The sequence below is a fragment of the Aestuariicoccus sp. MJ-SS9 genome, from assembly GCF_032586235.1.
In the GTDB taxonomy this organism is placed as follows: domain Bacteria; phylum Pseudomonadota; class Alphaproteobacteria; order Rhodobacterales; family Rhodobacteraceae; genus Aestuariicoccus.
In genome coordinates this window covers 159,940-179,949 of sequence record NZ_JAWHTD010000004.1, presented here as the reverse complement: position 1 = coordinate 179,949, position 20,010 = coordinate 159,940, and the positions used below count along the sequence as shown (strand labels likewise).

20 protein-coding genes are annotated in these 20,010 nt (G+C 67.1%); 10 read left to right on the top strand and 10 right to left on the bottom strand.

Annotated elements, in window-relative coordinates:
- Window positions 1–63 precede the first annotated feature (63 nt).
- Window positions 64–1,578 (top strand): trimethylamine methyltransferase family protein, encoded by a 1,515-nt coding sequence (locus RXV88_RS05065; RefSeq protein ID WP_316291018.1) that lies wholly within the window; start codon window positions 64–66, stop codon window positions 1,576–1,578.
- A gap of 12 nt (window positions 1,579–1,590) precedes the next feature.
- Here the strand turns inward: RXV88_RS05065 and RXV88_RS05060 are convergent, their stop codons facing one another.
- The 10 genes from RXV88_RS05060 to RXV88_RS05015 all read right to left on the bottom strand — a co-directional run bounded on the left by RXV88_RS05060 (window position 1,591) and on the right by RXV88_RS05015 (window position 11,410).
- A complete protein-coding gene (locus tag RXV88_RS05060; RefSeq protein ID WP_316291017.1) occupies window positions 1,591–3,582 on the bottom strand; it encodes a beta-galactosidase in 1,992 nt (663 codons plus the stop codon).
- Complete coding sequence (locus RXV88_RS05055) at window positions 3,579–4,427, bottom strand: SMP-30/gluconolactonase/LRE family protein (RefSeq protein WP_316291016.1); 849 nt, start codon at window positions 4,425–4,427, stop codon at window positions 3,579–3,581. The genes RXV88_RS05060 and RXV88_RS05055 overlap by 4 nt, the downstream gene beginning before the upstream one ends.
- Window positions 4,424–5,029 (bottom strand): 2-dehydro-3-deoxy-6-phosphogalactonate aldolase, encoded by a 606-nt coding sequence (locus tag RXV88_RS05050; RefSeq protein WP_316291015.1) that lies wholly within the window; start codon window positions 5,027–5,029, stop codon window positions 4,424–4,426. Before RXV88_RS05050 ends, RXV88_RS05055 begins: the two co-directional genes overlap by 4 nt.
- Window positions 5,026–5,934: a 2-dehydro-3-deoxygalactonokinase gene (locus RXV88_RS05045; protein ID WP_316291014.1), complete on the bottom strand. Its 909-nt coding sequence runs from the start codon at window positions 5,932–5,934 to the stop codon at window positions 5,026–5,028. The genes RXV88_RS05050 and RXV88_RS05045 overlap by 4 nt, the downstream gene beginning before the upstream one ends.
- Before the next feature lie 16 nt (window positions 5,935–5,950).
- On the bottom strand, window positions 5,951–6,727 hold the full coding sequence (locus RXV88_RS05040) for an SDR family NAD(P)-dependent oxidoreductase (protein ID WP_410468799.1): 777 nt from the start codon (window positions 6,725–6,727) through the stop codon (window positions 5,951–5,953).
- Window positions 6,728–6,733: 6 nt separating this feature from the next.
- Window positions 6,734–8,074, bottom strand: a complete 1,341-nt coding sequence (locus RXV88_RS05035; protein WP_316291012.1) for an alpha-glucosidase/alpha-galactosidase — start codon at window positions 8,072–8,074, stop codon at window positions 6,734–6,736.
- 12 nt (window positions 8,075–8,086) lie between these two features.
- Window positions 8,087–8,935: a carbohydrate ABC transporter permease gene (locus tag RXV88_RS05030; protein WP_316291011.1), complete on the bottom strand. Its 849-nt coding sequence runs from the start codon at window positions 8,933–8,935 to the stop codon at window positions 8,087–8,089.
- 3 nt (window positions 8,936–8,938) lie between these two features.
- Window positions 8,939–9,076 (bottom strand): hypothetical protein, encoded by a 138-nt coding sequence (locus tag RXV88_RS05025; protein WP_316291010.1) that lies wholly within the window; start codon window positions 9,074–9,076, stop codon window positions 8,939–8,941.
- On the bottom strand, window positions 9,073–10,005 hold the full coding sequence (locus RXV88_RS05020) for a sugar ABC transporter permease (RefSeq protein WP_316291009.1): 933 nt from the start codon (window positions 10,003–10,005) through the stop codon (window positions 9,073–9,075). The genes RXV88_RS05025 and RXV88_RS05020 overlap by 4 nt, the downstream gene beginning before the upstream one ends.
- A 139-nt stretch (window positions 10,006–10,144) precedes the next feature.
- Window positions 10,145–11,410 (bottom strand): ABC transporter substrate-binding protein, encoded by a 1,266-nt coding sequence (locus tag RXV88_RS05015; protein WP_316291008.1) that lies wholly within the window; start codon window positions 11,408–11,410, stop codon window positions 10,145–10,147.
- 140 nt (window positions 11,411–11,550) lie between these two features.
- Here RXV88_RS05015 and RXV88_RS05010 point away from each other — a divergent pair, with 140 nt between their 5' ends.
- The 9 genes from RXV88_RS05010 (at window position 11,551) to RXV88_RS04970 (ending at window position 20,004) form a co-directional block, all read left to right on the top strand.
- Window positions 11,551–12,351 (top strand): IclR family transcriptional regulator, encoded by an 801-nt coding sequence (locus RXV88_RS05010; RefSeq protein ID WP_316291007.1) that lies wholly within the window; start codon window positions 11,551–11,553, stop codon window positions 12,349–12,351.
- A gap of 3 nt (window positions 12,352–12,354) precedes the next feature.
- Window positions 12,355–13,410: a sn-glycerol-3-phosphate ABC transporter ATP-binding protein UgpC gene (locus tag RXV88_RS05005; RefSeq protein ID WP_316291006.1), complete on the top strand. Its 1,056-nt coding sequence runs from the start codon at window positions 12,355–12,357 to the stop codon at window positions 13,408–13,410.
- A gap of 146 nt (window positions 13,411–13,556) precedes the next feature.
- Complete coding sequence (gene paaA / locus RXV88_RS05000) at window positions 13,557–14,534, top strand: 1,2-phenylacetyl-CoA epoxidase subunit PaaA (protein WP_316291005.1); 978 nt, start codon at window positions 13,557–13,559, stop codon at window positions 14,532–14,534.
- Between the two features lie 78 nt (window positions 14,535–14,612).
- Window positions 14,613–14,897 carry a 1,2-phenylacetyl-CoA epoxidase subunit PaaB gene (paaB, locus tag RXV88_RS04995; RefSeq protein ID WP_316291004.1) on the top strand — a complete coding sequence of 95 codons (285 nt, stop codon included), beginning with the start codon at window positions 14,613–14,615 and terminating at the stop codon, window positions 14,895–14,897.
- Window positions 14,897–15,649, top strand: a complete 753-nt coding sequence (paaC, locus tag RXV88_RS04990) for a 1,2-phenylacetyl-CoA epoxidase subunit PaaC (protein WP_316291003.1) — start codon at window positions 14,897–14,899, stop codon at window positions 15,647–15,649. Before paaB ends, paaC begins: the two co-directional genes overlap by 1 nt.
- Window positions 15,634–16,152 (top strand): 1,2-phenylacetyl-CoA epoxidase subunit PaaD, encoded by a 519-nt coding sequence (gene paaD / locus RXV88_RS04985; protein ID WP_410468798.1) that lies wholly within the window; start codon window positions 15,634–15,636, stop codon window positions 16,150–16,152. Before paaC ends, paaD begins: the two co-directional genes overlap by 16 nt.
- 8 nt (window positions 16,153–16,160) lie before the next feature.
- A complete protein-coding gene (gene paaE, locus RXV88_RS04980) occupies window positions 16,161–17,222 on the top strand; it encodes a 1,2-phenylacetyl-CoA epoxidase subunit PaaE (protein ID WP_316291002.1) in 1,062 nt (353 codons plus the stop codon).
- Window positions 17,219–19,255 (top strand): phenylacetic acid degradation bifunctional protein PaaZ, encoded by a 2,037-nt coding sequence (gene paaZ / locus RXV88_RS04975; RefSeq protein ID WP_316291001.1) that lies wholly within the window; start codon window positions 17,219–17,221, stop codon window positions 19,253–19,255. The genes paaE and paaZ overlap by 4 nt, the downstream gene beginning before the upstream one ends.
- Window positions 19,252–20,004 (top strand): PaaX family transcriptional regulator C-terminal domain-containing protein, encoded by a 753-nt coding sequence (locus RXV88_RS04970; RefSeq protein WP_316291000.1) that lies wholly within the window; start codon window positions 19,252–19,254, stop codon window positions 20,002–20,004. Before paaZ ends, RXV88_RS04970 begins: the two co-directional genes overlap by 4 nt.
- Window positions 20,005–20,010: the final 6 nt, after the last annotated feature.

Genomic DNA, 20,010 nt, shown 5'->3' with positions numbered 1-20,010 from the left:
AAATTGTTCGGCGGGTGCATTTTGCGCTTGCCTTGCCCCCGCGCGGCGCGCCCATGATGCGGCATGACAACCAGAGTCAAACGGCGCGGACGGAAAGAGCGGACGGCGGAACGCGCAGCACCGCCCACCTTCAATCCCTGCCCGCCGGGCCAGCGCGGCGGGCAGTACCGCCCGCTGTCAGAGGCCGATTGCCAGGCGATCCATGCCACCGCGCTGCGATTGCTCTCAGAGCTGGGCATGGGCGAAGTGCCAGACCGCTTGGTCGCGCCGATGACAGCCGCCGGGGCCAGCATGGCCGGAGGCCGGATGCGCATCCCCGAAAGCCTGGTCAACCGCGCCATTGCGCTGGCCGCCAAGCGGTTCACCCATCCCGGGCGCGACCCCGCGCGGTCGATCGAGCTGGGCGGCGATCGGGTGCATTTCGGCACCGGCGGCGCGGCGGTTCAGGTGCTCGACCTCGACACCGCCCGCTACCGCGCCGCCACACTGCGCGATCTTTTCGATTTCACCCGCCTGCAGGACCGTCTGACCAACGTCAGCTGGTTCACGCGCTGCTGCATCGCCACCGATATGGAGGGGCCGGAGGCGCTGGACATCAACACCGCCTTTGCGTTGCTCAAAGGCACGACCAAGCCGGTCGCCACGGCCTTTACCCTGCCCGAACATGTCGCCCCGATCATCCGGATGGCCGAGATGACGATGGACGTGCCCTTCGCCGCGCGCCCCTTCCTCAAGGCGCATATCAGCCCGATCATCTCGCCCATGCGGTTCGGCGCGGATGCGGTGGATGTGACCTTCGAATGCATCCGCCACGGCGTGCCGCTTTCGTGCATCACCGCCGCGCAATCGGGGGCCACCGCGCCTGCGACGCTGGCGGGGTTCCTGGCGCAGAGCCATGCGGAAACGCTGGCCTCGCTGGTGATGGTGAACGTGCTGAAACCGGGCCACCCGATGGTCTTTTCCAACTGGCCGCTGGTGATCGACCTGCGCAGCGGCGCCTTTGCGGGCGGCGGCGGCGAGATCAGCCTGCTCAACGCGGCCTCGGCGCAGCTGACGGGCTGGCTGGGGCTGCCGTCGGGGGTGGCGTCGTCGATGACCGACGCCAAGGTGCCCGATGCGCAATACGGCATGGAAAAGGCGCTGTCGTCGCTGGCCGCGGGGCTGTCGGGCGCGAACCTGATCTATGAAAGCGCGGGCATGACCGCGTCGCTCTTGGGCGCGTCCTTCGAGGCCTTCGTTCTGGACGACGAGATGCTGGCCCATGTCTACCGGATGCTGCGCGGGGTCGAGGTGTCGGAGGAGACGCTGGGCTACGACGCCATCGTCGAGGCAGTGCTGGGCGAGGGTCATTTCCTGGGCGGCGCGCAGACGCTGGCGGCGATGGAGCGCGATTACTTCTATCCCGCCCTGTCCGACCGCGCGACGCCCCGCGCCTGGGAGGACGCGGGGCGGCAGGATGCCTGGAGCCGCGCCAACGCCCGCGCCCGGGCGATCCTCGCCGCGCCGCCGCCCGTCTATCTGAGCGCCGAAGCGGAGCGGCGGATCCGCGGCGAATACGACATCCGGCTGGAAGGCTGAGCGGCCCGGGCCTCAGAGCCTTTCGCGCAGGACGCCGGCGGCGGGCAGGGTCCCGGCCTCGGTCTCGACCGCGTGGGCGTTGTGGTTGAACCAGAAAAGCTCTGCCCCGGTCCGGCGCAGGCGCACGCCCTCGGGCAATGGCCGTGTGGCCACCCCGGCGCGGTTGCAAAGCGTACCGAGCAGCGCCTCCAGCGCCGCGTCGTCGCCCCAGCCACCCATGTAGGTCACAGGGCCCTCGCGCATCGCCACCGGCGCGCCGTCCTCGGTGCGCAGAACGACCTCGGCGCTTCCTTCGATTTCTTCCAGCCAGTTCCTGACCGCGCCGCCGCCCGCCAGCGGAACAGGCATGTCCGGGCGCAGGGTCTGCAGTCGGCTGACGGTCACGTCCAGCCCGGGCCAGGCCGGGGGCAAGGGCACGGGGATGGTGAAATGCGCATCGCGCGCGGCAGAGCGCGGGCCAATCAGCACCTCGGTCCCGCTGGCCTGCAACGCCGCGATCAGACCGTCAGGCATATGCATCATACCCGGCGCCAGGATCAGGCCGTAGCCGCTGAAGTCACGCGCCGTTGGGGCCAGGATATCGACCGACAGCCCCAGCCTGCGCAGCGCCCGGTAATGGTCGAACACCAGGTCGAAATAGGCCAGCCCCTGCCCCTGCGGCTGCACCTCCCAGGACCAGCACGCGGCGTAGTCGAAGATCAGCGCGACGGGGGCCTGACAAGGGGCGATGTCGGGGGCCTCGGCCAGTTCGCGGGCGACCTCGGCGGCCTCGTCGAACCCCGGTGCGGCCACGCTGTCCGGGCGCAGAAGGCCTGCGTGCAGCTGTTCCTGTGCGAACGGCGCCTGACGCCAGCGGAAGTAAAGCACCGCCTCGGCCCCGTGGGCAAAAGCCTCCCACGTCCAGAGCCGCACCATGCCCGGCAAGGGCGACGGGTTGTAGGGGGCCCAGTTCACCGGACCGGGCTGCTGCTCCATCACCCAGAGTCTTGGGTATTGCGCTACCGCTTCGCTACTTGAGCGCGGGTATGATTGCGCTACCGCTTCGCTACCTGAGCCCGGTGCCACCGCCGCCACCGCGCGGTAAAGATCATGGTGGAAGGCCTGAAAATCCGGGTCGCCCTGCCTTGCATAGCGCCGCTGGCGGGCGGCATCGGCGCCGACGCGGTCCTCGAGGAACCCCAGCGGATAGCTGTCCCACGACGCGATATCCAGATCGGCTCCGGTGGCGAAATGATCGAATTCGGTCACCCGGCCCATGTAGTTATGCGCGATGGGCGCGTCGGAATAGCGGCGGAGGATCTCGACCTGCGCGCGGTTGAAGGCCGCCACCTGGTCCGAACTGAAGCGCCGGAAGGCCAGCGCATGGGCCGGGTTGGGCTCGGTCACGGTGAGGTTGGGCAGGTCGATCTCGGAAAAATCGCGGTAGTCCATCGACCAGAACACATTCCCCCAGGCCGCGTTCAGCGCGCCGATGTCGCCGCCGTTGGCCGCCGGGAACTGCGCGCGCAGCCAGTCCTGAAAGGCGGCCAGCGCGGCCTCGGAATAGGAAATCACCGTGTCGTGGCAGCCGTATTCGTTATCCGTCTGCCAGGCGGCCACATTGGGATTGTCGCCGTAACGCTCGGCCAGCAGGGTCACGATCCGGCGGCATTCGGCCAGATAGCCTTGATGCGAAAAGCAGTAATGCCGGCGCGAGCCGAACTTGCGCGGCCGGCCCTGCGCGTCGACGGCCAGCATGTCGGGGTGTTTGTCCAGCACCCAGCGCGGCGGCGTGGCGGTGGGCGTGCCCAGCACGACCTTCAGCCCGGCGCGGCCCAGCACCTCGATCGCGTCGTCGAGCCAGCCGAACTCCAGCTTGCCGGGTTCGGGTTCCAGCCGTGACCAGGCGAATTCTCCGATCCGCACCCAGGTCAGGCCCAGATCGGCCATGCGCGCGGCATCCTGCTCCCAGATTTCGCGCGGCCAGTGTTCGGGGTAATAGCAGCAGCCCAGCGTTCGCTTCACAGGTCCACCCGCGCCTCGGTTTGGCCGCGAAAGCCGGTCGGCACCGAGAACGTCGCCCCCGCCAGCGGGTCGTCCGCCCCGGCCCCGTCGGCGGCGGAGGTGACAAAGAGCGTGCCCAGCCCCGGCCCGCCGAAGGCCGGGCAGCTGACCTGCCCGGCGGCAAGGCCCACCGAGGTCAGGAACTGGCCGTCGGGGTTATAGCAGGCCACCCGCCCCGCGCCCCATTGCGCGTTCCAGAGGTTGCCTTGCGCGTCCACCACCGCGCCGTCGGGGTTCAGCCCTTCGGACCGCAGATCAAGCCAGTCCTCGGGCGCGGTCGAGGGCCAGCCCTCGGCGTCCAGCGACACCCGGCGGATCACGCGGGTGGGCGTGTCGGTGAAATAGGCATAGGCCCCGCCGGGGGCGAAGCAGATCGCGTTGGGGATGGTCAGCGCGTCGTAGACCATGCGCAGTTGGCCCTCATAAAGGCGATAGATCGCGCCCTGCCCCGGCTCGGCGTTCTTGCCCATCGTCCCGATCCAGAACCCGCCCCAGGGATCGGCGCGTCCGTCGTTGGAACGGGTGACGGCGTTGCCGGGCTCGAGGTCGTGGACATGGGTCTCGGTACCGTCGGTCAGGTCGAAGACAAAAAGATCGCGCTCGCTGGCGATCAAAAGGCGGCGGTCGTCGACCCAGCCCGCGGCCGAGACCATGCGGTCGAACTGCCATTGGTGCTGGCGGTGGGTGTCACGCTCGTAAAGCCGTTTGCCCAGGATATCGAACCAGAAGAGGCTGCCGCGTTCGGGGTGCCAGAGCGCGCCTTCACCAAGCGCGCAGCGGGTGTCGGAGTAGATCAGATGGCTCATGCCCGTCCCTTGTCGTAGGCCGCGACCATGGCGGCGGCGCGGGTGGCGACCTCGGCCACCGACAGCCCCGGCTTGTAAAGGCTGCTGCCGATGCCAAAGCCGGTGGCCCCCGCCGCGAACCATTCTGCGAAATTCTCGGGGCCCACGCCACCCACCGCATAGGTTTTCGTCCCGGACGGCAGCACGGCGGCCATAGCCTTCAGCCCCTCCGGCCCGATCAGCGAGGCCGGGAACAGCTTGATCCCGTCGGCGCCGGTGCGCAGCGCCAGAAAGGCCTCGGTCGGGGTCATGACGCCGGGATAGCTGACCATCCCGGCGGCCTTGGTGGCGGCGATGACGCGCTGGTTGGTGTCGGGCGACACCACCATGCGCGCGCCGATGTCCCTCAGCCGCCCCACATCCGCAGGGTCCAGAACGGTGCCCGCGCCGATGGTGGCGACGTCGCCGAAGGCCTCGACCATGTCGGCGATGCTGTCGAAAGGCTGCGGCGAATTCAGCGGCACCTCGATCCGGTCGATGCCCGCCGCGATCAGCGCGCCTGCGATGGCGCGCGCCTCGGGCGGGGTGATGCCGCGCAGAATGGCGATGATGTCCCGGCTCATGTGGTCTCCTTCAGGGATGCGTGGGCCGCGCGCAGCCCCTCCAGCGTCATGCGTTCCGCATCGGCCAGCGTCGCCGGCACGCCCTGCGCCTCAAGCGCGCGGGCATAGGCGCGGGCCAGCGCGCTTTCGCCCAGGATCGCCACCGCCTGGCCCAGCCAATAGGGCCGCGCCGCCGATAGCTCCATCCCGATCAGCAGGCCCGAGAGCCGCGCGCGCGCGGTTTCGGGGGCAAGCCCTGTCAGCAAGGCCTCGGCCCGAAGCCCGAAAAGATCGCCCGCGAACCCGGCGGGCCGTCCCATCGCCTGCGTGACGGCGGCATCAAAAGCGGCGTCGTCCCAGCCCTCTTCGCCGACCGAGTGGCGCAGCACGGACTGGCGCGAGAGCAGCGAGAAGAGCTCGCCGGTCATGAAGGTGCGAAAGCTGACGATCTCGCCCGCGCTGACATGCACCCATTTGGAATGGGTGCCGGGCAGGCAGATCACGCCGTCGAATTTCGGGTTAAGCGCCAAGAATCCCGCGACCTGGGTTTCCTCGCCGCGCATGACGTCGGCGGGCTGCGGCTGTTTGACGCCGGGCAGGATGCGCACGTCGAGCCGGGCGTCGGCGGTGGGCACCTGCCGGGCGTCCGCCCCGCCGGGCGGCTGGCAAGGGACGGCCGTATAGGGCGCCTCGGCCCAGCCCTGACGGCTGCCGGCCATGCCGCAGACGATCACCGGCACGCGGCCGCGTTCGGGCAGAGCTTCGCCGATCAACCGCAGAAGCGCCGGTTCATAGCCGTCGCGCGCAAGCGCGCCCATGCCCTCGTCACTGTCGTGGCGCGCCAGCACCTGCCCGCCCGGGCCCATCGCCCAGACCCGCAGATGTGTCGTGCCCCAATCCACCGCGATCCAGTCCGCCGTTGTCATCGCCCTGCCCCTCCGATCACGCCGCCACGGTCACCACACCGCCATCCACGGCGATGCACTGGCCGGTCATCATCCGGCTGGTGTTCGAGGCCAGGAACAAAGTCGCATCCACCACGTCCTGCTCGACCAGATGTTCCTTGAGGCATTGCCGTTCCAGATGCGCGGCCAGCGCCTCGGGCGAGGCCCACATGTCCTTTTGCTTTTGCGTCAGCACCCAGCCTGGCGCCAGCGCGTTCACCCGCACCCCGTCCGGGCCGAATTCCCGCGCGAGGCTGCGGGTCATGGCCGTGATCGCTCCGTTCGCCGTGGCGTAAGAGGCATAGCCCGCATTGCCCAGCATGTAGCTGATCGAGCTGAAGTTCACGATCGCGCCGTGCCCCGCCTTCTGCATCCCCGGGATAACCGCCTGACAAGCAAAGAAATAGGATTTGAGGTTGATCGCCTGGGACCAGTCCCAGAACGCCTCGTCGACGTCGAGCGCATCGTGCCGCTTGTCGTTGGCGGCATTGTTGACCAGCATGGTGATCGGGCCGTGGGCCTTGGCGACATCCTCCATCGCGTGGCGCAGGGCGGCTATATCGGTGATGTCGCAAGGCAGGAACAGCGGCGCGCGGCCATGCTTTTCGGCCATCTCCTCGCAGAATTCCGTGGCGTCCGAGCGCTGCACAAAGCCCACCCGCGCGCCCTGCGCGAGGAACCCGTCGGTCAACGCGGCACCGATGCCCGATCCGCCCCCGGTGATGAAGACCGAGGCGTCCTTGAGGTCGTGAAAAGTGGCTGTCGTCATGGTCATTTGTCCTCAGGCGGCTTTGCGGGTACGGGCCCAGGCGGGCAGTATGTCGCCATGCGCGGCCAGCAGATCGGTCACCAGGCTGCGGATCTGGCGCAGGTCCAGCTCGGCTGCGGTGTGCGGATCCATCATCGCGGCGTGATGGATATGCTCGACGTTTTCGTCCAGCAGCGCCCGCACCACCAGCTCTTGCACGTTGATCTGGCTGCGCATCAGCGCCACCAGCTGCGGCGGGATGTCGTCGACGACGCTGGGCTGGACGCCGTTGTGATCCACCAGACACAGGGTTTCCACCGCCGCGCCTGCGGGCAGCTGCGGGGCCTGTCCGCGGTTGGGCAGGTTGCCATAGATCGTGAAGGGCCGGTCGGTGACCACAGCGTTCATGATCTCGGCGGCGAATTCGTGGCTCTTGGCCAGCTCGATGGTCTTGGCGCTGCGATAGGCCTCGGCCTGCGCGGCCCAATCCGCCATCTGCTCGACGCAGCGCTGGGGGTATTCGTCGAGCGGAATGTTGAACTCCGCTATCAGGTCCTCGCGGCCGTCCTTGATGAACCATGGCACGTATTCCGCCAGATGTTCGGAGCTTTCGGTGCAAAAATAGCCCAGCTGCTCCATCACCTCGTAACGCACCTTGTTGGCGCAGCGCGGCATCAGAAGCGGCGGTTTGGGCAGACGCCCGGAACGATACCCCTCGCGCAGCGCCGGATACAGCGACCGGCCCTCGTGGGTAAGGTCGAGGAAAAACGCCACATGGTTCACGCCCGCCACGCGGTAGCGGATCTCGTCCCTGGGCAGGTCCAGATCATGGGCCAGCTCTTGAACCGTGTTCTGCACCGAATGGCACAGCCCCACCTGCCGCAGCCGCGGGAAGCGTTCCGCCAGCGCCCAGGTGTTGATCGCCATCGGGTTGACGTATTGCAGCAGCATGGCGTCGGGGCAAAGCTCGGCCATGTCGGCGGCCACGGCCCAGAGATGCGGCACCGTGCGCAGGCCGCGCATGATCCCGCCCACACCCAGCGTGTCGGCGATGGTCTGGCGCAGACCGTAGGCCTTGGGGATCTCGAAGTCGATCACGGTCGAGGGCCGGTAGCCGCCGATCTGAAAGGCGGTCACGACGAAATCCGCCCCCGCCAGCGCCCGGCGCCGGTCGGTCGTGGCCTCGACCCGGGCGCTGCGCCCCGAGGCGGCGATCAGCTTGCGCGCCACCAGCGCGCTGTCCTCCAGCCGGGTCTCGTCGATATCCATCAGGGCGAAGGTCGCCCCGTCCAGCGCGTCGAAATGCAGCACGTCGCCCACGATGTTCTTCATGAAGATCGTGGAACCGGCGCCGATAAAGGCGATGCGGGTCATTCGGTCATTTCCTTATTTCACCGCGCCCAGCGTCAGGCCCGCGATGAAGTGTTTCTGCATCAGAAAGAACATCGCCACCGGCGGCAGCGCCGCGACGATGCTGCCAGCGCTCATCAGATGATAGGCGGCGCGGTATTGCGCGTTGAAGCTGGTGATGCCGGCGGTGACCGGCTGGCTCTCGGCTCCCTGCGTCAGCACCACCGCCCAGAAATAGTCGTTCCAGATGAAGGTGAAGATCAGCACCGCCATCGCCGCCAGTGCGGGCTTGAGCAAAGGCAGCACCACGAACCAGTAGATCCGCCATTCCGCCACGCCCTCGACCCGCGCCGCCTCGATCAGCGGGAAAGGCAGCGCCCGGATGAAGTTGCGCATGAAAAGCGTGGCGAACCCGGTCTGGAAGGCGATATGAAAAAGCACCAGCCCGGTCTTGGTGTTGTAAAGCCCCATGTCGAGCGTCAGATCCCGCACCGGCACCATCAGGATCTGGAACGGCACGAAATTGCCCGCCACGAACATGAAGAAAATCCACAGGTTCGAGCGGAACTTGTAGATCCCCAGAGCAAAGCCCGTCATCGACGACAGGATCACCACGCCCACCACGGTCGGCACGGTGATCAGCACCGAATTGAGCAGATAGCGCGGCATGTCGCTGTCGAAGAAAACCCGCCCGTAATTGTCAGCTCCGGCAAAGGCGCTTGGCAGGCCCCAGTAATTGCCTGTGGTGAAATCAACATCCGGCTTGACCGAAAAGATCGCCACCGCCACCAGCGGCGCCAGCCAGAGCAAAAGCGCCACCGGCAAAAAGGCCTGGTAGGTCGCCTTGGCGGCGGGGCCGCGCTTTTCGATGGGTGTCGGGAACATGTCTCAGACCTCGCTCTTGCGGGCGGATTTTGATTTTTGAGTATTTTTGCCAAGAAGAAGCAGGGGGCGCGGCACCTGATTGCACCTGTTCTTCTTCTTGGTCCAAATACTCCCCCCGGAGGGTCCGGCGGAGGGGATCATGACCGCGCTCCTTTTTCCTCGCGCCACATCGACCAGAGGAAATAGGCGATGAAGACCAGCATGATGAGGAAGAGCACCACCGCGATGGCCGCGCCATAGCCCATGCGGAAGCCGTATTCGCTCAGCGCCTTTTCGAACATGTAGAACGACAGCACCCGGGTCGAGCCAAAGGGCCCGCCGTTGGTCATGATCGAGATGAGGTCGAAGCTGCGTAGCGCGCCGATGATGGTAACCACGAAGGCGATGAAGGTGGCCGGGCGCAGCTGCGGGATGATGACGTACCACAGCATCTTCCAGCCCTTGGCCCCGTCGAGCCGCGCGGCCTCCACCTGTTCGGGATCGACCGCGTTGAGCCCGGTCAGGTAGAGGATCATGCAATAGGCGATCTGCGGCCAGAGGCCCGCGCCGATGATCCCGTAGGTCGCCAGCGTCGGATCGCCCAGCACGTTCACCGGCCCCAGCCCGATCCAGCCCAGCATGGTATTCAAAAGCCCGAAGGTCGGATCGTAGAACCAGGTAAAGACCAGCCCGACCACGACCTGGCTGATCACGAAGGGAAAGAAGAAGAGCGACTTGTAAAGCCGGATGCCCGCCACCGTCTGGTTCAGGAAAAGCGCGATGAAAAGCCCCGCGGGGATGGCCAGCAGGTAAAGAACCAGCCATTTGAGGTTGTTCCAGAGAGACACCTCGAAGGCACGGTCGGTCGCCAGTTCGCGGTAATTTTCCAGCCCGACATATTGCGGCGCGCCCAGCCCGTCCCAGGCGAAGAACGAGATCTGGAAGCTCTGAAAGATCGGCGCGATCACGTAGAAGACAAAGAACAGCACCCCCGGCGCTAGGAACAGCCAGGGCGTGATCGCGATCTCGTTGCGCCGGTACCAGCCGCGCCGGGCGGCATCCTGCGTCTCGGGCAAGGCGGCATGGGTCATCGGATCACTCTCCCTGCGTGAAAGGCGCATGGGAAAGGGCGCGGCCCTTGCCGATGCGCCGCCCCCGGATGCCCCGGGGGCCTGCGTAGGGTGTGCGGTTCCGGCCCCCTTCTGCAAGGGGGCCGGGTTCGCGCACCGCTTACTTGTAGATACGGCCGCGGGCTTGTTCGAGACGGGCCAGGATGTCGTCGAGGTTGTCGGGGAAGACCATGAATTCCTGGAACCCCTCCATCGCGATCGCCGCCATCTCGGCGGGCGCGTCGCGGTCGAAGAACTGCGCCACGCCGCCAGGGCTGTTCGAGGACAGCATCTCGAAGCCCTGGTTCAGCATCTCGTCGTCATCCACCGACGAAGACGCGTTCACCGGCAGCTGCCCCAGCGCGTCGCCCGCGTTGATCAGGCTCTGGTTATCCGCCGACACAACGAACCTCAAAAAGGCCTTCGCGGCCTCCTTGTTCTGAGCGCCCGCGGGGATGTGGAACGTGTCCGTGGGCGCGTCCTCGGCCAGCTCGACATCGGGGTTGATCGCCGGGAACTGGTAGAAATCCAGCTGGTCGTCCGCGAGGCCCGCCTCGCGCAGCGGGGCCACGGCGAAGTTGCCCATGAGGTAAGCCGCGGCATCGCCGTTGACCATGAAGGGCAGCGCCTCCTGCCAGCTGTAGGACTGGTGGTTGTCGATGAAGGCGCCCATGTCGATCAGCTCGCGCCAGTTGGCGAAGGTCGCCCGCACCTCGTCACTGTCCCAGGCCACCTGTCCATTGGTCAGCGCCATGTGGAAATCGTAGCCGTTGGTGCGCATGTTGAGGTAGTCGAACCAGCCGCCGGCGGTCCACAGGAACTTGGTCCCGATGGTGAAGCACTTCACCCCGTTGTCCAGCAGCGTCTGGCAATTGGACTTGAACGTCTCCCAGTCGGCGGGCTCTTCCAGCCCGTACTGATCATAGAGATCCTCGCGGTAATAAACGCCCCACTGATAGTAGGTATAGGGCACGCCCCACTGCTTGCCGTCGAGCGTCATCGCGCCCTTGGTCGAGGCCAGGTTGTCGGCGATTTCGGGCTCGGCCCAGAGATCCGAGATATCCTCGAAAAGCCCCGCCGACACATAGGGCCGCATCCGGTTGGCCGCATACCAGTTGGCCACATCCGGCGGGTTGGCCGACAGAAAGTTGCGGATCTGGGTCTTGTAGGCCTCGCGGTCGATCACCGTCAGCTCGATGTTGAGATCGGGATGCATCGCGCCAAAGCGCTCCACCATGCCCTCCATGACCGCGCGCGGCGCGGGGTTCGACATGTCGGAAAAGATCACGAGATCGCCCGAAAGCTTCTCCGAATGGCTGGCGGCGAACGCCGGGGCCGCCACGGCCAAAGCCAGCGCCGCGACGGACGCCTTCATGATGGATTGCATGGTTTCCTCCCTATCTGCATCCAGATGGTTCCAATTAATGGAACTTCGTTTTGTATATTGAAATCATAACTCCGACTCGCCTATGCTTGTCAACAGGCTTGGCCAGAGGAGGCGCCGGGCCGCAGGGAGGATGAACAGGCATGGCCGAACCGGGCGACGGAACGGTGGGCAAGGCGCTTGGGGTGCTCGACAGGGTCGCGGGCTTCGGCCGGCCCGTGCGCTTTGCCGAGCTGCTCGAAGGCTCGCCCTTCCCCAAGGCCACGCTCTACCGGCTGCTGCAGACGCTGACCAATCAGCGCATGCTGGCCTACGATCCCGAACGTCAGACCTATGCGCCCGGAATGCGGCTGGTGCGGCTGGCGCATACCGCCTGGGCGCAAAGCTCGCTCGCACCCATCGCGCGTCCGCATGTGGACCGGCTGTCGGGGATGATCGGCGAGACCGTGCATCTGGCGCAACTCGACCACGGCCAGGTGCTTTACGTGGACAAGCGCAACGCGCGTTTGCCCATCGACATGTATTCGCAGGCCGGCAAGGTCGGCCCGGCCTATTGCACCGGCGTCGGCAAGGCGATGCTGGCCTTTCTGCCCGACCCCGAGCGCGACCGCGCGCTGGCGCAGCAAAGCTGGCACCGTTTCACAAACAAGACCCGCACCACCCCCGCCGCGCTGATCCGCGATCTCGACGCGATCCGCGGCCGCGGTTACGCCTTCGACGACGAGGAACACGAGCCCGGCATCATCTGCATCGCCGTGCCTGTACTGGGCGCGTCCGAACGGGTGCTGGGCGCGCTTTCCGTCACCAGTTCGACCAGCCGCACCACGCTGGCGCAGCTTGAAACGCTCGCCCCGCACCTGACCCAAACCGCCCGCGCCATCGCCTCCGAGGCCGAGGACTGGGCCTTTCCGCAACCCGCAACGCTCAACCAAGGAGGCCGCTGATCCATGTCCGGCGTCACGCTCAACAATGCCATCAAACGCTACGGCGAAGTGCAGGTCATCCACGGGATCGACCTGACAATCGAGGACGGCGAATTCTGCGTCTTCGTCGGCCCCTCGGGCTGCGGCAAGTCCACGCTTTTGCGCATGGTCGCGGGGCTGGAAGAAACCACCGAGGGCCAGATCACCATCGGCGCGCGCGATGTGACCCGCCTGGACCCGTCGTTGCGCGGCGTGGCCATGGTGTTTCAGACCTATGCGCTTTATCCGCATATGACGGTCGAAGAGAACATGGGCTTCGGGCTCAAGATGAACGGCCATCCCAAGACCGAGATCGCCGCCAAGGTGGCCGAGGCGAGCCGGATCCTCAAGCTCGACGAATACCTCAAGCGCAAGCCGGCGGCCCTTTCTGGCGGCCAGCGCCAGCGCGTCTCGATCGGCCGCGCCATCGTGCGCGGGCCCGAGGTGTTCCTTTTTGATGAACCCCTGTCGAACCTCGACGCCGAGCTGCGCGTCGAGATGCGGGTCGAGATCGCGCGCCTGCACAAGGAGATCGGCGCGACGATGATCTACGTCACCCACGACCAGGTCGAGGCGATGACGCTGGCCGACAAGATCGTGGTGCTGCGCGGCGGAAACATCGAACAGGTCGGCGCGCCGATGGAACTCTACCGCGACCCCGACAACCGATTTGTCGCGGGCTTCATCGGCTCGCCGTCGATGAATTTCCTGTCGGGCACGGTCGAGGACGGCGCGGTGCAGGTGCCCGCCCTGGGCCTCTCGGTCCCGGCGACGGGGTCTTGCAGCGAAGGCCAGCAGGTCACCGTGGGCCTGCGCCCGGAACATCTGCAAATCGGCGCGGGCGACGTGCTGGACGTCGACCTGACCGAAAGCCTGGGCGGCGTCAGCTACGCCTATCTGGTGGCCCGGACCGGCGAGCGGATCATCGTCGAGGAACGCGGCGACCACCGCTCGCGCCAGGGCGATGCGGTCGGGGTGTCGCTGGACGCGCCCGAACACGCCTATCTCTTCGACGCCAGTACGGATAAGCGCCTGCGCTGAGACTGCGCGCGGCGTCCGCGCCGGCCCGATCCCCGGTCGGGCGCCTCGAAACGTTACGAAAATTTATGATCTCGCAGATTTCGTAACTTATTTCTTGCCCAACCCCGCGCCAAAGCGTATTTTCGCGCCAGCAGACGGAGGCGCGCATGTATGCTCAGATGGTGAAATCCGACGGCCCCTCGGGGCCCGAGACGCCCGCGGATCAGGCCTTTCAGGCCCGGATCGACGCGGGCGAAAAGATCGAGCCCAAGGATTGGATGCCCGAAGGCTACCGCAAGACGCTGATCCGCCAGATCGGCCAGCACGCCCATTCCGAAATTGTCGGCCAGCTGCCCGAGGGCAACTGGATCACCCGCGCGCCCACGCTGGAACGCAAGGCGATCCTGCTGGCTAAGGTGCAGGACGAGGCGGGACATGGGCTCTATCTCTATTGCGCCGCCGAGACGCTGGGGGTGAGCCGCGACGCGCTGACCCGCGATCTGTTGTCTGGCAAGATGAAATACAGCTCAATCTTCAACTACCCGACGCTGAGCTGGGCCGATATGGGCGCGGTGGGCTGGCTGGTGGACGGCGCGGCGATCATGAACCAGGTGCCGCTGCAGCGCACCTCGTATGGACCCTATTCCCGCGCGATGATCCGCATCTGCAAGGAAGAAAGCTTTCACCAGCGCCAGGGCTACGACATCATGATGAAGATGGCGAACGGCACGCCGGCGCAGCGCCGCATGGCGCAGGATGCGCTCGACCGGTTCTGGTATCCCTCGCTGATGATGTTCGGCCCGTCGGACCGCGACAGCGTGCATTCGGCGCAGTCGATGAAATGGCGCATCAAGATGAACACCAACGACGAGCTGCGGCAGAAATTCGTCGACCAGACCGTGCCGCAGGCGGAATACCTCGGGCTGACCGTACCCGACCCCGATCTCAAATGGAACGAAGAGCGGGGGCATTACGATTTCACCGAACCCGACTGGTCGGAGTTTTTCGAGGTGATCCAGGGCAACGGCCCCTGCAACACCGAACGCATGGAGGCGCGCAACAAGGCCTGGGACGACGGCGCCTGGGTCCGCGAGGCGCTTTCGGCCCATGCGGAAAAGAAATCCGCCCCGGTCGCGGCGGAGTAGCTCGATCCGCCCTTGCGGGCGTCCTCGCGAGGAGGACCCGCAAGGGACCGAGGAGCGCATCGGAAAAGGAACACGGAAATGTCCAAGGAATGGCCCCTGTGGGAAATCTTCATCCGCGGCCAGCACGGCATGAGCCACCGTCACGTGGGCAGCCTGCATGCCCCCGATGCCGAGATGGCGATCAAGAACGCCCGCGACGTCTACACCCGCCGCAACGAGGGCGTCAGCATCTGGGCGGTGGAAAGCCGCCACATCACCGCGTCGTCTCCCTCTGACAAGGGGCCGCTCTACGAGCCCTCGGAATCGAAGGTCTACCGCCACCCCACTTTCTTCGACATTCCCGACGACGTGGGCGCGATGTGATGGACCCGCTCTTCGAGTTTCTCTGCCGGATGGGCGACAACACGCTGGTGCTGGGCCACCGGGTCAGCGAATGGTGCGGCCATGCGCCGGTGCTGGAGGAAGACATCGCGCTGGCCAACACCGCGCTTGATATGATCGGGCAGACCCAGATGTGGCTGGGTCTGGCGGGCGAGGTCGAAGCCAAGGGCCGCAGCGCCGACGATCTGGCGATGCTGCGCGACGTCTGGGACTTTCGCAACCTGCTGCTGGTCGAACAGCCCAACGGCGATTTCGGCCAGACGATCCTGCGCCAGTGCCTCTTCGATCTGTGGCACAAGGACATGCTGACGGCGCTGACCGCATCCACCAACCCCCGCATCGCCGAGATCGCCGCCAAGGCGGTCAAGGAGGTGACCTATCACGCCGAACGCTCGGCCGACCTGGTGATCCGGCTGGGCGACGGCACCGAAGAAAGCCGCGCGCGGATGCAGGCCGCGCTGGACCGGCTGATGCCCAACACCGGCGAGATGTTCCAGGACGACGACACCGACCGCGCCCTGGCCGCCGAGGGCGTCGCCCCCCTGCCGTCGTCGCTGCAGGCGGGGTACGACGCGCGGCTGGGCGCGCTCTTGGCCGAGGCGACGCTCACCCGTCCCGAAAGCCGCTACGCTCAGGCTGGCGGTCGCACGGGCCGGCGCCATTCCGAACATCTGGGCCACCTGTTGACGCAGATGCAATGGCTCCAGCGGGCCTATCCGTGGGCGACGTGGTGACCCGCGCCTCGGCAGTCCCGGGGCAAGCCCCGGACAGTGCCGCGCCCAGGCCCGACACCGGCACCATCTGGCGCTGGCTGGCCGAGGTGCCGGACCCGGAGATCCCCGTGATCTCGGTCACCGATCTGGGCATTGTGCGCGAGGTGACATGGCAGGGTGACACGCTCGACATCGCCGTCACCCCGACCTATTCCGGCTGCCCCGCCACTTCGGTCATCGCAATGGACATCGAGACCGCCCTGCGCGACCGCGGGCTGACCCGGGTCCGGATCACCACCCGGCTCTCGCCGCCCTGGACCACCGACTGGCTGACCGACGCCGCGCGCGACAAGCTGCGCCGCTATGGCATCGCACCGCCGCGCGCCGCCGGCGGCCCCGACGCCTGCCCGCTCTGCGGCAGCGCCCATGTGGAACGGATCAGCCAGTTCGGCTCGACCCCCTGCAAGGCGCAATGGCGCTGCAAGGACTGCCTGGAACCCTTCGACTATTTCAAATGCATCTGAGGCCCCGCATGACCGGCTTTCACCCCCTCACCGTGACCGAGGTCCGCCCCACCATCCGCGACGCGGTGGTGGTCACGCTGAAACCCGAGGCGAGCGGCGATTTCAGCTTCATCCCCGGCCAGTACCTGACCCTGCGCACGACAATCGACGGGGTCGAGCTGCGCCGGTCGTACTCGATCTGCGCGGGGCTCGACGACGGGGTGCTGCAGGTGGGCATAAAGCGGGTCGCGGGGGGCGCGTTTTCCAACTGGGCCAACGACAATCTCAAGCCGGGTCTGACCATCGACGCGATGGAGCCCGCCGGACGATTTCACACCCCGCTCGACCCCTCGGCGCATCGCCATTACCTGGCCTTCGCGGGCGGCTCAGGGATCACCCCGGTGCTGTCGCTGATCAAGAGCACGCTGGCGCGCGAACCCGCCAGCCGCTTCACGCTGGTCTACGCCAACCGCGCCGTGAACACGATCATGTTTCGCGACGAGCTGGAGGATCTGAAAAACCGCTACATGGACCGGCTGAGCGTCCTGCACATCCTCGAGACCGACACGCAGGAGATCGACCTTTTCACCGGCCGCATTGACGCCGAGAAATGCGCGGCCCTCTTCCGGCACTGGATCGACATCGACGCCATCGACACCGCCTTCATCTGCGGGCCCGAACCGATGATGCTGGCCATCGCCGAGGCCCTGCGCGCCCACGGGCTGAGCGACGACCGGATCAAATACGAGCTCTTCAAATCCGCGCAGCCCGGGCGGCTGCCGCAAAAGACCCTGAGCGCCGCCGAAGAGCAGGCCGAAACCCGGGCGCGGGTCATCCTCGACGGCACCGCGCGCAGCTTTGCCATGCGGCGCGACCAGACCGTGCTCGAGGCCGCTCTGGCGCAGGATATCGACGTGCCTCATTCGTGCCGCGCCGGGGTCTGTTCGACCTGCCGCTGCAAGGTGATCGAAGGCCGGGTCGAGATGGCCGCCAACCACGCGCTCGAGGATGACGAGGTCGCCAGCGGCTACGCTTTGTCCTGCCAGTCCTTCCCGCTGACCGACCGCATCGTGGTGGATTACGACCAATGAGCCTGCTGGACGTGCAAAGCTTTGTCTGCGGGCAGTGGATCGCGCCCGACGACAGCGCCCGGCCCATCGAGGACGCGGTCACCGGCGCGGTGATGGCGCGCGCGGGACAGTCAACGCTCGACACCGCCGGGATGCTGGAGCATGCCCGCACCCGGGGCGGCGCCGCCCTGCGCGCCATGACGTTTCACGAGCGCGCCCGGATGCTCAAGGCGCTCGCGCTGCACCTGTCCGAACACAAGAACGCGCTCTACGATTTGAGCTACGCCACCGGGGCGACGCTGGCCGACCACAAGATCGACATCGACGGCGGCATCGGCACCATGCTGGTGATCGCCTCGAAGGGCCGGCGCGAGATGCCCGACAGCACGGTCTACCTCGACGGCGGGCTCGAGCAGCTTTCGCGCGACGGCAGCTTCGTGGGCCGGCACATCTGCACGCCGCTGCAAGGCGTGGCGGTGCATATCAACGCCTTCAACTTCCCCGTCTGGGGGATGCTCGAGAAACTCGCCCCCGCGCTGCTGGCGGGGATGCCCTGCATCGTCAAACCGGCCACCGCCACCTGTTACGTGACCGAGGCCGCCGTGCGGCTGATGCTGCAAAGCGGGTTCTTGCCCGAGGGTGCGCTGCAGCTGATCAGCGGCGGGCTGGGCGATCTGCTGGATCGCGTGGGCGGGCAGGACGTGGTCAGCTTCACCGGCTCCGCCGCCACCGCGCGGATGCTGCGCGCCACGCCTGCGCTGGCGGACAACGCCACGCGCTTCGTCGCCGAACAGGACAGCCTCAACGCCTCGATCCTCGGGCCCGACGCCGCGCCCGGCACGCCGGAATTCGACCTTTTCCTAAAGGAAGTCCGCCGCGAGATGACCGCCAAGGCGGGGCAGAAATGCACCGCAATCCGCCGCATCCTCGTGCCGGACGCCCAGGTCGACGCGGTGATCGCAGGGCTGTCGTCGCGGCTGCAAGAAATCACCGTCGGCGACCCCCGCGACCCTTCGGTGCGCATGGGCGCGCTGGTGTCGCGCGCGCAGCGCGCCGACGTGCTGGAAAAGGCGAGCCTCATCGGGCAGGAAGCCACGCGCGTCTTCGGCAACCCCGAGGCCTTCGCCATAACCGGCGCGCGCGCACAGCAGGGCGCTTTCCTGCCGCCGATGCTTTATCATTGCGCCGATCCCGACCGCGCCGATCACCCGCACCGGACCGAGGCCTTCGGCCCGGTCTCGACCATCATGGGCTACCGCGACACCGACCACGCCATCGCCTTGGCCGCGCGCGGCGGCGGCAGTCTGGTGGCCTCGCTGATCACCCATGATCCCGAGGTGGCCCGCGACGTTACCCTGGGCGCCGCAGCCCATCACGGGCGGATCTACATTAACGACCGCCACAGCATGGCCGCCAGCACCGGGCACGGCTCGCCCCTGCCCCATATGGTCCACGGCGGCCCGGGCCGCGCTGGCGGCGGCGAGGAACTGGGCGGCGTGCGCGGCGTGCTGCATTACATGCAGCGCACCGCCGTGCAGGGCAGCCCCGACATGATCGCCCGGATCACCGGCCAATGGCTGCCCGGCGCGGCTGAGGTCAGCCAAGACGCGCATCCTTTCCGCCGCACCTTCGGCGCGTTGCAGATCGGCGAGACGCTGGTCACCCCGCCGCGCACCGTAACGCTCGAGGATATCGAGCATTTCGCCCGCTTCACCGGCGACACCTTCTATGCCCATATGGACGACGACGCCGCCCGGCGGAACCCGTTCTTTCCGGGCCGGGTGGCGCATGGCTATCTGCTGCTCAGCTTTGCCGCCGGGCTCTTTGTGGACCCGGACGAAGGGCCGGTCCTGGCCAACACCGGGCTCGACAATCTGCGCTTCATGAAACCGGTGCAGGCGGGCGACGCGATCCACGTCCGGCTGACCGTCAAGCAAAAGACCCCGCGCAATGCCGAGTATGGCGAGGTGCGCTGGCATGTGACGCTCTTCAACCAGGACGGCGACATCGTGGCGGAATACGAGCTGTTGACCATGAACGCGACCGGCGCATGACCGCCACCGCCTTCGAGCGCAGCGTCTCTGCGCTGACCGAAGGCCAGACCTTGCGGGTCTGGTCCGTGATCGTGACGATCTTCGGCGATCTGGCGCAGGCCCCGGGGCAGACGCTGTCGGGCCGCGCCTTGGCGCGGCTCTGCGCACCGATGGGGCTGCGCGACGAGGCGCAGCGCGTGGCGCTGCACCGGCTGCGCAAGGAAGGCTGGATCGAAAGCCGCCGCGACGGCCGGCAGAGCCATTACGGCCTGACCGACTGGGGCCGTGCGCAGGCCCGCGCCGCCAGCCCGCGCATCTACGGCCCCGCCCCGGCCGGGCCGCTCTATCTGTGGGTGACCGAAACCGCAGCAGAACCGCGCGCCGATGTGGTCGCCATCGCGCCCAACCTGGCGCTCTCCACCGCCATTGACGGGCCCCCGGGCAGCATGGTGCAGCAGGTCGCGCCCGAGGCGCTGCCCGGCTGGATGCGCGCCCGCGTCGCCGATCCCGCGCTGGTGGCCGAGGCCGCACGGCTGACCGCCGCGCTGGAACGTCTGCGCACAGAGCTGCCAAAGATCACCGACCCCGCGCAACAGGCGGTTCTACGGGTGCTGATGGTGCACGGCTGGCGACGGATCGCGCTGAAACTGCCGCTCTTGCCCGACGCGGCCTTCCCCGACGGCTGGCAGGGTGCGGCGGCGCGCGCCCATCTCGGCGCGCTCTTGCAGGCGCTGCCGCGCCCCGCGCCGGCCGCGTTGGAACCCGCCTAAGGCGCG